The sequence below is a fragment of the Paenibacillus sp. FSL R5-0486 genome, assembly GCF_037975155.1.
GTDB lineage: Bacteria > Bacillota > Bacilli > Paenibacillales > Paenibacillaceae > Paenibacillus > Paenibacillus amylolyticus.
In genome coordinates, this window is the sequence record NZ_CP150237.1 from 5,441,367 (window position 1) to 5,457,668 (window position 16,302).

Annotated in this window: 11 protein-coding genes; 8 read left to right on the forward strand and 3 right to left on the reverse strand. The window is 42.2% G+C overall.

The genetic code is table 11. The features are described 5' to 3' along the window. Nucleotides 1-30 precede the first annotated feature (30 nt). Nucleotides 31-4,479, reverse strand: coding sequence for an amino acid adenylation domain-containing protein (locus tag MKY01_RS24085; RefSeq protein WP_339283891.1), 4,449 nt, complete (start codon nucleotides 4,477-4,479; stop codon nucleotides 31-33). Between the two features lie 326 nt (nucleotides 4,480-4,805). On the opposite strand from MKY01_RS24085, the gene MKY01_RS24090 reads away from it, so the two are divergent. Continuing rightward, on the forward strand, nucleotides 4,806-5,609 hold the full coding sequence (locus tag MKY01_RS24090; protein ID WP_339283892.1) for an AraC family transcriptional regulator: 804 nt from the start codon (nucleotides 4,806-4,808) through the stop codon (nucleotides 5,607-5,609). Then, complete coding sequence (locus tag MKY01_RS24095; protein ID WP_127549969.1) at nucleotides 5,606-5,869, forward strand: acyl carrier protein; 264 nt, start codon at nucleotides 5,606-5,608, stop codon at nucleotides 5,867-5,869. The genes MKY01_RS24090 and MKY01_RS24095 overlap by 4 nt, the downstream gene beginning before the upstream one ends. Nucleotides 5,870-5,939: 70 nt before the next feature. Here the strand turns inward: MKY01_RS24095 and MKY01_RS24100 are convergent, their stop codons facing one another. Continuing rightward, nucleotides 5,940-6,962: a hypothetical protein gene (locus tag MKY01_RS24100; RefSeq protein WP_339283893.1), complete on the reverse strand. Its 1,023-nt coding sequence runs from the start codon at nucleotides 6,960-6,962 to the stop codon at nucleotides 5,940-5,942. A gap of 354 nt (nucleotides 6,963-7,316) precedes the next feature. Between MKY01_RS24100 and MKY01_RS24105 the strand changes: the two genes are divergently transcribed. The 6 genes from MKY01_RS24105 (at nucleotide 7,317) to MKY01_RS24130 (ending at nucleotide 13,923) form a co-directional block, all read left to right on the forward strand. Beyond that, entirely contained in the window at nucleotides 7,317-8,996 is a 1,680-nt protein-coding gene (locus tag MKY01_RS24105; RefSeq protein WP_339283894.1) for a PucR family transcriptional regulator ligand-binding domain-containing protein, read from the forward strand. A 242-nt stretch (nucleotides 8,997-9,238) separates the two neighbouring features. Further along, entirely contained in the window at nucleotides 9,239-10,015 is a 777-nt protein-coding gene (locus tag MKY01_RS24110) for an ABC transporter ATP-binding protein (protein ID WP_036617567.1), read from the forward strand. Continuing rightward, on the forward strand, nucleotides 10,015-10,881 hold the full coding sequence (locus tag MKY01_RS24115; RefSeq protein ID WP_339283895.1) for an ABC transporter permease: 867 nt from the start codon (nucleotides 10,015-10,017) through the stop codon (nucleotides 10,879-10,881). The genes MKY01_RS24110 and MKY01_RS24115 overlap by 1 nt, the downstream gene beginning before the upstream one ends. 34 nt (nucleotides 10,882-10,915) lie before the next feature. Next, nucleotides 10,916-11,947 carry an ABC transporter substrate-binding protein gene (locus MKY01_RS24120; RefSeq protein ID WP_339283897.1) on the forward strand — a complete coding sequence of 344 codons (1,032 nt, stop codon included), beginning with the start codon at nucleotides 10,916-10,918 and terminating at the stop codon, nucleotides 11,945-11,947. Nucleotides 11,948-12,140: 193 nt separating this feature from the next. Further along, nucleotides 12,141-13,517, forward strand: coding sequence for an amidase (locus MKY01_RS24125; RefSeq protein WP_339283899.1), 1,377 nt, complete (start codon nucleotides 12,141-12,143; stop codon nucleotides 13,515-13,517). A 19-nt stretch (nucleotides 13,518-13,536) separates the two neighbouring features. Beyond that, nucleotides 13,537-13,923, forward strand: coding sequence for a Rid family hydrolase (locus MKY01_RS24130; protein ID WP_339283901.1), 387 nt, complete (start codon nucleotides 13,537-13,539; stop codon nucleotides 13,921-13,923). A gap of 99 nt (nucleotides 13,924-14,022) precedes the next feature. Here the strand turns inward: MKY01_RS24130 and MKY01_RS24135 are convergent, their stop codons facing one another. Beyond that, nucleotides 14,023-16,080: a methyl-accepting chemotaxis protein gene (locus MKY01_RS24135; RefSeq protein WP_339283902.1), complete on the reverse strand. Its 2,058-nt coding sequence runs from the start codon at nucleotides 16,078-16,080 to the stop codon at nucleotides 14,023-14,025. Nucleotides 16,081-16,302 lie beyond the last annotated feature (222 nt).

Consider the following 16,302-nt stretch of genomic DNA (forward strand, 5'->3'; position numbering starts at 1 on the left):
ATATAGAACCTCTCTCTTTTTATTGGCTCATCAAGAAAATAATGCATCCAAGTCCTCCTGGTTTAATTTATGTTCTGTAAGATCTACAATAGGGTCGCTTACAACTGAACGGATGAGAGAAATCTCTGTTAGTTTATTTTGTATTTTATTCATCCATAGTTGAATGGTATTTACAGAAAAATCATCTTCTTTATAGTTGATTTGAATATACAATTGTCCACTCATGACATAAATATTGATGTCCAGCAAACAGTTTAAATCATTGTAGGGACAAACATCGGCGCTAGTATTTGTATCTGAGGGTGTAAACCACGTACCAGCAAGGCCATTGTCCATCTCACCAAGATAGTTCAGTCGGACTAATCGTCTCTCTTCCACCCCTAATACATCTTTTAAGTAATAATGTATTCCGTAACCCATTCCATTGAGAGGTATACTGTTCAGTTCATTGGAAATAGCAATAATCTGATCTGTTAAATCTCCCGATTCAACAAAGAAGTTAACGGGAAACAAACTGGTGAACCATCCGACTGTACGATTAATGTCGAGCGTATGATCGAACATTTCCCTGCCATGGCCTTCCAGCATTACAGAGATGTTGCTCTCCTTCGTTAGCTCCCATATGCTGAGAACAACAGCTGCAACAATTAAATCTTTTGATGTTGTTTGCAGATTTTTGTTCACCGTGGACATAATGAGTTTTGTTATACTTTCTTGAACTATCCTTTGTTCCTGAACACTTGGTGAGTGAGATCGTTCGGTCTGTAGCTTATCTTTTAAATCTATATAGTGAATTCGGGAAACAACTTTGCTCCAATACTCTCTATCTTTCCTGGCAGCAGGACTCTCAGCGTATTCCAATAGTTTACCAGCCCATTCTTGATAAGAGCTTCCTTTGGATATCCGAGAAATATGAGATTGTTCCCCCTCCCTAATCAATGAATCCAGATCCTCCAGTAGAATTCTCCACGATATTCCGTCTACAATCAGATGATGTGCAATGAACGATACCTTAATACCATGCGGAGTATCGTAAAACACGCAATAAAATAAGGAGGGTGAATCCATTGAAATACTCTCTTTGATCTCCTTATCGTATTTGATCATACTTTCCAGATAATCTCCCTCTTCTTCTAAGCGTAGATCCATGTATTTCATTACGGATGTCAAGGGAAAAACATCTTGATATTTTAACTGCATTGTTTCTTTGTCCATCGTAATTCTCAAAGAATCATGAACATCAACCAATTGAGAAATAGCATGGCAAAATATGTTGTAAGAAATATCTTCCTTAAGATTGATATGGACGGACTGCAAGTAATAATCCTTGTTACTTATACTGCCTTTAAGAAACCATTGATTGATCGGCGAAGGAGGAATACTTCCCTTACACTGGGCTGGTTGAGTTGTTTGTTCAGTAACACGCTTCTCTGCCATCTCAGCATGTTCTCCAACAATTGGAAATAAAAGTATATCTTTGGCCTTCAATTCAATTCCTTGCGTGTTAAGCAGAGAGGAAACCTGTATGGCTTTGATGGAGTCCCCTCCGATAAAAAAGAAATTGTCATCCAGAGATATATTTTCTGTTTTTAAGATTTCTTCCAATGCGCTCAATACCTGTTTTGCGATTTCAGATGGGCCACTGCGATTCTCAACACCCTGTGATAACTTAGGCATTGGTAGTTGTGAACGATTTATCTTTCCATTTGTCGTGACAGGTAAACGTTCCATTATCTCAAAATGCGAAGGAATCATATAACTTGGCAAGAGAAGCGATAACGATCTCTTTAACTGATTAGTAGAAATGGATTCTAGCAACTCCAAATGTGCAATCAGCATATCTGAGCCATTGGGTAATGAATTTTTCGTTACTACCGCTTCTTTAACGCCTTCAAGTCCACACATGATATTTTCAATTTCTAACACTTCGATCCGATAACCATTAATTTTCACTTGATCGTCTGCCCGGCCTACATAAAATAAGTTTCCGTCTTCGACGTAATAACCTATATCCCCCGTTTTATACATCCTTTGACCGAGTACGAATGGATTAGGTAGAAACTTTTCATTTGTTAAATCACCTTGATTTAGATACCCCCTAGCAACACCAGCTCCCGAAACAAAAATTTCACCTTTTGTATACAAAGGAACCGGTTGTAACTCACCATCCAGAATATAAATTTGAGTGTTTTGTATAGGTTTACCAATACTTACGGATCCGCCTCTAACCGAAGCACTATCGTATCGGTAAATCATACATCCCACTACAGTCTCTGTCGGCCCATATTCATTAAATATATTGATATCCTGGCCAAACATTTCAAGCACATTTTCGGCAAGCTGTACTTTTAAATCTTCCCCTCCAACGATTAACGTTCTGAGTGAATTTCCATATCGCCCATGTTCAATCAGCAGTCTTAGGTGAGATGGAGTAAGCTTAATTACGGTGGATTGGTTATCCGTTATGACTTTATCCAACACAAACCCACTATCAGATTCACTGTAAATAATAGCTTTGCTTCCGCAAATTAACGGTGTAAAAATCGAAGTTAAAGTTAAATCAAAAGAAAATGACGAATAGACCGGAAACACTTCAATTTCGTCCACATATGTTGAGCAAGCCCACGTCGTGTAATTAAACAATCCACCATGTTCTACCATGACTCCTTTAGGAACACCCGTTGAGCCAGAAGTATATATAATGTAAGCAAGTTGGTTTTTGGCTGGAATAACCGTTAAATTATTTGTTGTTCCCTCATATGTTGTTTCTAAAGAAATATCAATCACTTTGATATTATTACTACATTCATCAATTCCACCTAAATTAGTTAAGATAGCGCTAACATTACTATCTTCAAGCATATATCTTTTTCTTTTTGAAGGAAGTTTAGGATCGATGGGTAAAAATGCCGCTCCAGCCTTCAATACAGCCCATATCGCTATAATGGCTTCCAGAGAATGTTCTGAGATAATAGCTACAACCTTCTCTGATCCAATGCCATATCTTGAAAGGTTACGTGCTAATGCATTGGATTTTAGATTAAGCTCCTCATATGTCAACCTGGTCTCACCGTACTCAAGCGCAATTCGTCCTGGATGAAGTGCCGCTTGCTTGTAGAATAATTCAACAATACTATTTCCTTCTATCTGGTGATTCTCAGTATCATTCCATTGATGAATAATCTCTTTTTCAAGCTCTGGCTCCATAATTCTTAAATCTTTTACCTTTGCTCCATTATCTAAGATGATCTGCTCTATCAAATATAGATAGACAGATGAGAAGTGTTGAATCTGAGCGTCTGTATAGTCGTCCGTCTTATACTCAAAGTCGAGTCGTATATGCCCATCCTGGTACCAGTCTTTAACAAAAACTTGAAGTGAATAAATCTGATGACCGGAGAAAAAGTCCAACGTTTTAATGTCAATTCCGTCACAATGCTCAGGAAGTGCTGCATTGCTGTAATTGATACAATGTTGAAATAGTTGATCCTTACCTTGTTGCTTGAGCAAAATATCTTCAATTAAAATATCGTAAGGATATTTCTGATGAAAATAACAATCATTTAGTTCTTTGTGGGCCTGAATCATAAATGTCGAATTTTGAATTTCTGGATCAATGTTCATTTTTAAGGGCATTGTGCTGGTATACATCCCAAAGCTTGCCCTCTCCTTGCGTCCAGAACGATTAAACACAGGAGTCCCCAATATGAGTTCCTCTGTCTTATCCATTTTGGACAAGTGAAGAAACAATACACCAGTGAAAAATGCTGCATTTGTTATAGCTTGATTTTGGATATAGTTCCTAATCCTGTTTGAACGGTTAGCATCAATGATCGTTGTTAACCTACGAGCTTGCGTGTTCTCGCTGCTTTTCGTTTGAGCAACCTTGGTCAAATCTTCGAAACGTTTCGTCCAAAAGGTTTTGTCCTTTAAAAATCTCGAAGAGTTCTTGTATTTTTCTTCCCTATGTAGATAATCAGTAAATAATAATTGATCTGATTTAACTTCTTTTCCAGAAAATTTGCTTTGATATATATCAACGACTGACTCTGCGATTAGCTTCACAGACCAGCCATCGCCAATCAGATGATGCACTTTAAAATAACATCCGGCATTTCCAGACTGATCAATAAAAACGATAAAACAAAAGAGTGAACTTTCAATCAATTCAAAAGGTTCGTTAAAGTGATTGGTAAACCACGTTTCAGAATCTATCTGCATCTCTCTAAAATCGATGAAGGAGACTTCATGTTCTGTTTCATCAACATATTGATATACGTTATTAGAACTTCGCTTCAGACGAATACGCAAGTTAGCATTGTTATCAATCAGTTCCTTAATGCTATCTTTCAGTAAAGTCAGATCCATCGCTTGTTTGAAATAAAATGCGCCGCCCAAGTTATACAGAGAACTCTTTGAATATATATTCTCTATGATCCATACTCTTTTTTGTGGATGAGACAATGGATATAGCAACATAAACACCCCTTATTTATAAACGATTGTTAATTATAACTTGTTATTATAATCAGTTAATGGTGTTATTTGTCGTAAAATTGATTATAATGGAATAATAACTCCCATTTTTCTTCTATAGGAGATATTATAAACCAACTTTTTTCAAAAAAAATGCTTTTTTTTCTTTTATGTAAAATTGGATACATAATTTAAGATATGTTATTTTAATCTATATATCACGCTATGATTGGCAATTAATTACCATTATTATTTGAAATTATGTAGATGTAATTTGAATAATGTTGCGGATTCTTAGGTCTATTAAACTTGTAAAGGAGTACCCATGTATGAAGTTTGTTACGGTTTCTGCATATAGTGTCGAACATCTTTTGCCTAAGACCGAAATATTTTGTTCCTCTATACACCATCAAGCTTACGCAATTATTGTTCCTTCTTCTACTTTCGTATCTTACGATGGTAATGAGCTACTTATAAATAAAATGAGCATACTAATAGGTAATAATTTCAGTTTGCGGAACTTAGGTTCTTCTTATGTAGAGATTCGCAAGATCACTTTTAATCATTCGTTTACTGACCTAGAAGAATATCCTTTGGTCATCCAAGCTTCTTCTAAGACAATGAGAAGTATAAACAAATTGTCCAAATTAATATCCGGGCCGTTAATCGGACGCTACATTGCTGAAACAGAAGAGCAAATTGAAACCCTTCTTCGAGCAAATCATGACAATTTCAGTGAGCGCTCTCATGAGGCGAATACCAAAGCACAGACAGGAACAATTGATAATCGTTTGATTATGGTACATCGCTATATCCGCAAACATTATGCAGAACCACTTACGTTACAATTACTTGCTGAATTAATCTATTGCAATCCAGTTTATTTAAGCAATAGTTTCTCTAAAATATTCGATGTATCACCTATGAGGTACTTACAACAAGTCCGGATGAAACGTGCCTGCGATCTTCTCAAAACGTCCAATCTGAATATCAAAGAACTCACGACTGCCATCGGGTATATTTCAAATTCTCAGTTTTCGAGTATTTTTAAGAAGCACTTTTCTTGTACTCCAGCCGAATATCGGAGATTCATCCGTATGAACTGTAACGAAGGGGAGAGTGTAACTCATTGACCGACAATCTCAAAGATACCATTACGATAATGATCGCTCAGTGCCTGCAGGTTACTAACATCAAAGAAATTGATGTGCAAGATAATTTAAATGACTTAGGAATATGTTCCATTAAAGTGATAAGACTGATTGTACTGTTAGAAGAACACTTTGATATCACTTTTAATGATGAAGAGTTGTTAGTCGAAAACTTTAACACGTTATCCAATATACTCAACATCATTCAGTTGAAGTTAAATGAGTTTGATTATGAACAATAAAGAAAGGTGATCTCTGCATGACAGAGTTCACCTTTCTTTGTAGTTATCGGTATACGTTTAATTCAATCTACTATAGATAGGTTAATCTCACTTCCTCAAGATCTGATAACAGTTCCTGAACTGCCGACCGTTCCTGCTTCTCCATTTTCTCGATCAATTCAACTATTTTTACTATATCATTTGTCGTTTCTGACATACTGTGCTTTATACACCAATTCCTAAGAATTAAGCACAGCTGTTTAATTTCTCTGTAAGCCTTTTCATGAATATCCAATCTAGTAATATACTTTTTCTCATCGAGATAAACCAAACTTCTCAACATCACTTCCTTATGGTCAAAGAGCAAATGGAGAGATCTAATCAGACTAAATTCGAATAAAGCAGTCTCTGTAATATGTTCTCTTAAAAAACGATAAACTCCTATTCCCCAAGCGTCCGTATCTTTGCCAGGTTCTTCAACCAACTTATAATCGTTAGAGGATTTAGTTTCATTTATATAGTCATGCAACTGTTTAATCAGATAACCTAGATCTAACTTGAATTCACTTTTTCGTTCATTGAATTGCAAAAGCTGAACACCTCTGAACCACTCTCCCTCAGAATGAGGACTTACAAATGCTTCATTAACGCTATCAAAACTTGCTGTCGAGAAGGAATATTTGGAATTAAAAAAATCAGCTACGTAAAACATTTGATTTTCTTTGTTATATCCATAGATCAACATATCATGCGGAGCATGCACTTTTCCAAAATTATCATAGGCTGCAATGTAGTATTGATCTATGCTTAAATATACATAATTTTCTTCATCAATTGCATCAATAATAAACTGTGTTATATCGTCACACCACTTTACTAAAACCTTCTTATGGTAGTGGTGTAATTCAAATAATCGATAGTATTCTCTAAAAACAGGCGTATAAAATTGTATGTAAACCTCTGGAGTCTCCCAGGCTACTAGCTGGACATGATTATGACAAAACCACGGAAAAAAAACATCTTCTTGAGTGCTAAGAATAGCAGTCATGTTTGCAAACGCAGGAAGTGAAGTAATCATTGGATATTTAATCGGTAATCCTTTTTCTGTTGGCATCCTTATCTTCCTTTCTTAAATCGCTAGATTTATTACTTAATAGTTAATTTAGACCAATTTTTTTCTATCATATCAGATTTCACTCTATAATGAAAAGGCTTTCATAGTTGAACAACTAAAACGCATGTGTAGCACATTAGATATCTGTCATCATCGTATTTCGAGCAGTTATACTACCAGAGAATTTTCAAACCGAAACCGTACATTTTATTTACAAAAGAACATCCTCAGCACTTTGTACAATGTGCTTAAAATCTGTTATCTTTTAGCCTCTTTATCCAAACTCTTCTTTACGCCTACCTCACTTAATGTTAGATTTTATAACATATCATTATGAAAGCGAGTGGGTTGAAGATGGATCTGCAACAGTTATTGACTATCCCCATTCTCTCCAAAGCAAAGGTTATTGCCGGACATCGTGGACTAGATCGTTTGGTACAATCGATTAACATTATGGACGCGCCAGATATTGTACAATTCCTGAAGCCGGGGGATATGTTGCTGACGAACGGTTATATCCTGAAAGACCGCCCCGATGCTCATCTTGGATTCATTACAGACATGCATGCAATTGGTTGTGCAGCGCTTGCGGTCAAGACACAGCGTTTCTCTCTTGAATTATCTCCGCAACTGCTTGAAACGGCCGACAAGCTGGGCTTCCCAATCATCGAACTATCCGAGATAGACAATACACTTGGTGAAATATTTCAACATTCGATCAGTGCCATCCTTCAAAACAAAACCCATGAGCTACACTACGCCTTATCTATTCACAAGCAATTTTCCACGATGGTGATGCAGGGAAAAGGCATACCCTCCATCGTAGATACGTTGTCTCAATTACTATCCTCACCTGTACTTCTGCTTGGTTCGAAGAAGCAGATTACGGCAAGCTCCCATTATGCACAACAGATGGATCACCAGTCTCTCGCCGCGCCCTTACTGACATTTATAGATGAGCACCCTTCCTTCCAAACCGCAATCTCGATCTGCCTGCTTACTGCTGATAAATATCGACACGCCGAGCTTCATCCCATTTTCACGGATCGGCACGAGGGCTATTTAATCGCACTATATGACAGTTCCGCAAGCTCTAAGCTCTCCACTCTGGCACTGGAGCAAGCCGTTAATGTGATCGGCCTGGAGTTAACCAAGAAGCAAGCCGTCAAAGAGCGTTCCCGCCGTTACAAAAATGAATATTTCTCCGATCTCATTCAGGGTTTCATTCGTTCGGAACAAGAAGCGCTGCATCGCGGCAAGAAATATGGGCTGCAAGCCAAAGGAAGTTCCGTTCTGATCATTGCCAAAAAGGATGAATCCTTAGCGGGCATACCTAAACAGAACTCTACTTCGTCCGGGGAAGAGCGGTTCATCTCGGAACGAGACGCTAATTACGAGCTGATTAAACAGGAATTCGCCAGATTGGATCTCTCCTTTGTCATGTTCACTAAGAACGACCAGTTCGGCATACTCGTCTTTTTGGCCGAATCGTCTTGGGACGAACACACCGTTGTTCAGCAGCTTGAGCGGATGGCGAGCAATCTGTATACAGAGTCGCAGCTCAGCCTATCCTTCGGCATAGGTAATTCCTACACCAATGTATTGGATATTGGACTCTCCTATAAAGAAGCAGTCAAGGCGCTCCAGTCCGGCTATCAGATGCGAAAGACCCGCTTCGCTCATTCCTATCAAACCATGGATATAAGCCGTCTGCTGCGCATGATTCCCCACGATGAGATGCTGCAGTTCCATCAAGAAACCTTTAAACCCTTCAACGACCGAGATCCAAACGAGCGCAACGAACTGATGAAAACCTTGTCCTCCTTCTATGAGAATCATTGCCAGATCGTTGATACGGCGAAAGAGCTCTTCGTACATCGCAATACAGTGATCTACAGATTGGAGAAATGCGAGAAACTGACCGGCAGGAACATTAAAGACCCGATGGAGAGCCTGCGCTTTCGACTTGCCTTCGCACTTGAGTCCCTTTTGAATGTTAATCCAGCCCCTAGTGAAGCTAATCATACGTCTTAAATCGAGAACGTGTCATGTTTAATGACACGTTCTTTAATTTTTCTTTTCATATTCAATTCATGTTCAATCTTCATTTGTGCATTTTAACTGATTTAATTCTATTTTTATGTTCAGAGTAACTAATGACAATGATGCAAACAGTCTATATGATTAGGAATATATTCATTAATGTCATGTTAATTAACATCAAATTACATCAAGAAACGAAAAAACATCAGGCTGTAGGAAAGGGGCTACCTATCATGGCTATACAGATACAAGGCGTATCCAAATCATTTGTCAGTGCAACCGGAGAAGATATTCAGGTCCTGGCTGAGGTTTCGATGCAAATCAAGAAACAGGAATTCTTCAGTATCGTGGGACCGAGCGGTTGTGGCAAAAGTACGATTTTCAATATTATCGCAGGTCTGCTTAAGCCAACAAATGGCAAGGTTATCGTCTGTGGCGAAGAGATCGATCAGACCACCGGACATGTCGGTTATATGATGCAGAAGGACCTGTTACTTCCTTGGAGAAGCATCCTGGACAATGTCACGCTAGGCTTGGAAGTGAAGGGCATGTCCAAAAAGGATCGCGGCGATATTGCCATGGATTATCTGGATCGCTATGGCCTGGCCTCATTCGCAGAAGCCTATCCCTCCACACTATCAGGTGGTATGCGCCAACGTGTAGCCCTCATTCGCACCCTCGTTACCCAGCCCGATATTATATTACTGGATGAACCCTTCTCCGCACTTGATTATCAGACCAGACTCATTCTGGAAGATGAGATCTTGTCTATCCTGAAATCCGAGGGCAAGACAGGCGTCCTGATCACGCATGACATTGAGGAAGCCATCGCCATCTCCGACCGCATTGCCGTTATGAGTAAACGACCAACAACTGTGAAGCAGGTGTATGACATTGGTCTCGCCTCGCAATATGGCTCAGCACTGAAAGCCCGCTCCGACCAGAAGTTCAAACAGTATTTTGAATCGATCTGGTCAGAGCTTGATATCCAAATGGGGAGGATCAGCTAATGAAGAGCACATCACCTGAAATTACCCTTGCCGGAAAGCCTGCTGGAGTTGCGAAAAGCAAACGCAGACAGCCCACCTTCTCCAAAGAATGGCTGATGACGATGCTGTGGCGGTTCATTATTGTAGCGGTCATCCTGGTGATCTGGGAATCCGCTGTTCGCTTGAAACTCGTTAACGGATTCCTCATGGGATCACCAAGCGCCATTATTGATGCCGCCATCACCATGGCTAGCTCAGGACAACTGCTTACAGACGCGTTTGCAACGGTAAATGCCACCGTTATCGGCTTTGTAGCCGGAAGCTTAATTGGCTCATTGGCAGGACTACTCATGTGGTATTCCAAGTCCGTTGCCCGTGTGCTCGATCCATTCATTGTAGCGATGAACGGTATTCCGAAGATCGCACTTGCTCCCATGATTATCATCTGGTTTGGTTCAGGCATCTTCTCCAAGATTGCTCTGGCCTCCGTAGCAACATTTATCGTAGCGCTATTATCCGCCTACCAAGCGACTCATCAAATCGACGAATCCCAGATTAATCTGATGAAATCCTTCGGTGCAAAGAAATCACAAATTTTCCGCAAAATTATCGTTCCTTCCTCTCTGCCATGGATCATCTCAGCCTTCCGTATCAATATCGGTTTGGCATTGGTGTCTGTTGTAGGTGGAGAATTCATCTCTTCAGATAAAGGACTTGGACACATGGTATTCGTCGAAGGTAACCTGTTCAACCTTCCGGCCGTATGGGTCGGCGTGTTCATGCTTATGCTGGTCGCCATGCTCCTCTACACCTGTGTCGGTTATATTGAATCCCGTCTCCTTCCATGGAATGACAACAAGACTAGCAGCAAATCCACATCTGTATAGCTGACCTACAACGATTAAAGGGGACTGATGACTAATGCGTACATTCAAAAAGATAGCTTTTCTAGCAACGATGACGGTTATTTTGACTACACTGCTCAGTGCATGCGGAAGCAATGCCACGACACCCGCGAGTGGTGCAGGTGCATCTAATAGCGGGGGGCAAGCAAATACACAAGTAGACAAAATTATGGTGTCCGAGGTGTATCACAATCTGCTCTACCTTCCCTTGTATGTAGCGAACAATCAAGGTTTTCTAAAGGAGAATCGCATTGAGCTATCTTCCATCCGTGCTGCCGGAAGCGGCCCAACAGCATTGTCTTCGGTGATCTCAGGCGAGTCGGCGTTCTCCTTCCACGGTCCTGAACATGTCGCATTTGCTAATGCAAAGGGCGGAGATGCTCGCTCACTGGTCCTTCTATCCGGCAGCGCTCCAGTATGGGCAGTCGCGAGAGAAGGAGTAACCGTGAATTCGACAGCGGACTTCAAGGGTAAGACCATCGTAGTGGGCTTGGCACCTACAAGCTCAAACAGCTTACTGCGTAAACTATTCGCTGACAATAACATTGATATTGACAAGGATGTGACGATCACCGAGGTTCAGAATGGCTCCGAGCTTGGTGCTGTATTAGCCGGCAAAGCCGATATTGCTATCGTTTACGAACCTCAGCTGGATCAAGGCATTGCAGAAGGACTGCATATTGTCCATGATTTTACGAAGGATTACCCTGACTTTGCCTTTGCAACGATGAATACAACCGCAAGTTTCATTGAAAAGAATCCTGATCTCACCCAACGCTTTGTCACCTCTATTGAGCAAGCCCTGGACTACATTCAATCGAATCCTGAAGGCGCAAAAGCAGTTGCCGTGAAGGAATTTCCGAATCTGGACAAAAACGTCGTGGAGCAAGCGGTACAACGCATGATCGACAGCAAGATATATCCTGCGGAGGGACTTATCAATGAATCAGCATTCGAGACCGCAATCGATATGCAACGCTTCATCGGCAATCTGAAGGAAGACCTCGCTTATGAGGAGATTATCGATTCAAGCTTCACCACCAAATAGAGAGAGAAAGGGTGATTACTCTGAACCAGGACAACTATCTCACACACCGCCGTACAGAAAGCGCCAAATATGCGGACGGAGTTATTACAAGCGAGGAGCTTGCCCTATTTACAGCAGACTTGGAGCTGATTCGAAAATTCAAGTTGCCAGAACAAGTAGGGCCCAATCCCCCGCATAGGAGCGTGCCTCTGCCATGATTACGAAACCACTTAACGAGCTGACGATTGCTGAAGCCGCAACACTGATTAAAAATAAGTTGATATCTCCTGTCGAGCTTACAAAATCCTATTTGAATCGCATTGAGAAAGTAGAGCCTTCTGTGCAAGCCTTTGTTACGGTCACCGCCGAACAGGCTTTGCAGGCCGCAAGAGAGTCTGAACAAAAACTGATGAATGGCGAATATCTCGGTCCTCTGCATGGTATTCCCTATGGAGCCAAAGACATTATCCATATTGCTGGCATACGCACCTCCGCTGGATCAAGTACCTTTCCAGACTTAGTACCCGGAACGAATGCAACAGTGATTGATAAGTTGCAAGCTGCAGGAGCTATCCTGCTCGGCAAGACAACAACGACGGAATACGCCTTTCAGGGAGGAGAACCACCAACCCGCAACCCATGGAATTTAGAACATACCCCGGGCGGTTCCAGCTCCGGCTCTGCCGCTGCAGTAGCGGCTGGCATGGCTTCCTTCACACTCGGGACACAGACCTTTGGATCTCTGCTTAGACCCGCAGCTTACAACGGATTAACCTGTATGAAACCCACTTACGGCAGAGTTAGCCGTAATGGTGTCATCACAGCCAGTTGGAGCCTGGATCATATTGGCGCATTCACTCGGTCCGCACAAGATAACGCAATCGTTCTGGAAGCAATGGCCGGGCAAGATGAGCTGGACTCCTTCACGCTTCCTTATGGCAAGCCAGACTTAAAAAATGCTCTTGAGCATCCTATTTCAGAAATGGTGATCGGTCTCCCGAGCAACTTCTTCCAAACCGATGAACCAGCGATCTTGTTAGCGGTAGAGTCGGCAATCGCTGTGCTTGAGAAGCTGGGCATGCAATGGAAGAAAGTTGACCTGCCCTCTTATATGGAAGAGACCATTGCTGCTCATCGTACGGTTATGCGGGCAGAAGCTGCCGCCTTCCATCAGGAACGCTTCGCGGAAGCCTCTGATCGTTACGGCCACACGATGCGGGAGCAGCTTGAACTCGGTTACCAGACGAGTGCCGTTGATTATTTGCAGGCACAACGCATACGAACGATATTCCGGAGCGAGATGATGTTGTTGTTCGATGAAGTGGATGTGTTATTGACTCCATCAACACCCTATGTGGCCCCACATGGCTACAAGACGGGGAGCCCGATTTTTAACGGACCGTTTACTAATACAGGACTACCGTCCATCACCGTACCCATCGGGTTTGATACCACCTCAGGGAAGCCATTGCCTATCGGCATGCAACTTGCGGGTCCACTCATGAGAGATGGCCGCCTGTTGTCCATCGCTCATCATTATCAGCAGGCTACGAACTGGCATCAGTTAACACCAATCATACACACTCATTAGGAAAGGAATGACAGCTACGATGTCTACCATCATACATGCAAGTGCAGCACCCAAGTTCCCGCTTCCTTTCTCCCATGCTGTCCGCGCAGGAGATTTCCTCTACGTTGCAGGTCAAGTAGGCGTTGATCCACAGACGCTTGAGCCCATTGGCGGCATTAAGGAGCAGACGGAGCAGTGCATTCGTAATATTGAGGTGATCCTGCAAGAAGCCGGACTTACACTCGATCATATTGTGAAGGTAAGCACTCATCTGGCCCGAGTCGAGGATCAGTCCGAATACAACGAAGTGTATGCGCGAATGATTAAGCAGCCCTATCCCGCCCGTATTACCGTATTCAGCGGGTTAGGCCCTTATTTAATTGAAATGGAAGTGCTGGCGTATGCGCCTTCCATTCGAGGAGAGTAACACATCACCAAAGAGCACCTGTAGCCATAGATGGGTACAGGTGCTCTCTTTGTCTAGAAGCCCGGTTCTCTTTTGAGAAACGGGTTTCTTTTCGTATTCCTATTTTGTTTTAAAGCGAGATGCTTCTTCGGCCAGTTGTTTGGTCAGTCCATCGATTCTCTGCACCATATCTGTCAAATGTTCCGTCATGCCGGACTGCTCCTGCATTGTTGATGTGACTTCCTCAACAGAAGCCGACACCTCTTCACCGGAAGCAGACAAGTTCTGTGCAGCCCCAATGACGTCATCCTTATCACGTTCAATCGATTCGATCTCCGTGGCAATAGCCTGAACCTGGCTCATCATCTCATTCATATTCTCGGTGACAAAATTGAATGTCTCCTTCGTCTGGCTAACACTGCTCTTATGCTGTTCCGCAATCGCTTCAATAGCCTGAACACTCCGGTTATTCTGCTCCACGTGATCAATGGTCTGCATTACAATTCGGTTGATATCCTCCGATTGAGCTGTCGTCTGCTCTGCCAGCTTGCGGATCTCAGAAGCAACGACTGCGAAGCCACGTCCCTGATCACCAGCTCTCGCCGCCTCGATCGAAGCATTCAACGCAAGTAATTTCGTCTGATTTGCGATTTCGGCAATCGTACCTGTAATCTGGTGAATGCCCGAGGAGCTTTCGGCGAGTTGAACTGTAATTTTGGAGATGTTGCCAACTTCAATCTCGTTCTGGCCGTTCACCGCAATGAGTGCATCAATAACTTCATGATTATTTTTGAATGCATCCGTAATTTCATCTGCCTTGAACTTCACTGCCTGCGACATTCCATTCACATTGGCAATCTTGTTACCAACATTCATGAATTTGTCCACAATGGCTTCCGTATCGTTCGCCTGGGACTCCATCGCTCGTGAAATCTCAAATGCTGTTGTCGTTGTTTCGGCAATCGTGGTCGAAGTTTGCTGAGTGGACTGTTCCAGCTCGGATGTACTTGTTTTCAGGATGCCGATGGAATGGTTCATGCTGGAGATCAGCTGTTTATTGCCTGCTGCCATGGTATTGAAGCTGTCCACCAATTGTTTGAATTCTCCGCTATATTTACCTTGAGCCTGCACCGTCAGATCGCCGTCAGCAAGCTGTCTGAACAACACAGTTAGTCTGGTAATTGGTCTGGTTACCAGCAAAGAGATCAGAATACCCGCTACGACGGAAACCGCAATAGCACTAAACAGAACAATATACATCTGTTTTGCCATGGCACGCAAAGGTTTCTGCACATCACTCAGTTTATCTTCAACAACGACGGTCCAGTCGGATCTTGGGATTTTGGAGTAATACGCCACTTTCTCATCTGTGCTAATATCCCCTTGCTGTAGTTCAGCGCTAGGAGCCAGATCTATCAATGATTGGTATTCGCCGGACTCCATCTTCTGGCCTGCCAACTTCTCATCCACTGAATCGTAGATGACCGTACCTACACGGTCCAGAATGATCACTTTTCCCTCATCATTAATATTGATATTTTGTAGCTGATTAACGAAGAACGAGGTGGATGCCGCTGATACGAGCACTCCCTGTACTTCTTGATTCTCATTGTAGATTGGCATGGCAAAAGCCGTACCTAGTTGTCCTGAGGACTTGGCTACAATCCCTTCGCTAATCACGTTTTTACCCTGAATTGCTTCTTGAAAATATGCCCGATCTCCGCGTTCTGCCTTGATAACTGCCGGATCATTCGCTGCAATAATAATGCCATTCCGATCCAACAAAATCAGACTGTTGTTCCCTTCCATACCTGCCAGACTGTCCGCGAGAATACCACTCGCCTTATCCAGCAGCTCATTGTTTTCCGAGAAAAAGTTCTCACCTTCCTGCCCATCCGTATTCCGAATCTCCAGCAGATCCTGGAAGGTCCGATGTGTTGTGATCAAAAAGGTGGATTGTTCTTCCAAACTTAGTGAAGCATACAGACCTGCCCCCACCCGGTCCGAGGTTGCTTTAATCTCATCTTTGCTTTTGTCGAGTGTGATGACAGCCGCTACAGTGTAGGATACTACTGCAGTTACCGCCAGTACGATACACACCAGCAGACTGATCATAAGTGGCAGTTTGACTCTGAACGACATGTTGCGCATGCGTTCTCTTGCCTTGCTAAATACCATGATTACATTCACCATCCATTTTCATTTTCATCATTATGAAGTCCAAATTCTATGTATCTACTTTATATCGGTCGATATCAAATAATCTGTAAGCTGTTTCGCCAGTTATACTAGGTCAAAGGCCACTGCAAACGATTGGAAAATGAAGACTTTGGGTTAATACAAAATATAACATCAACATCGTATAATGTATAAAATACATATCGTGCAGGAAGAGGGACG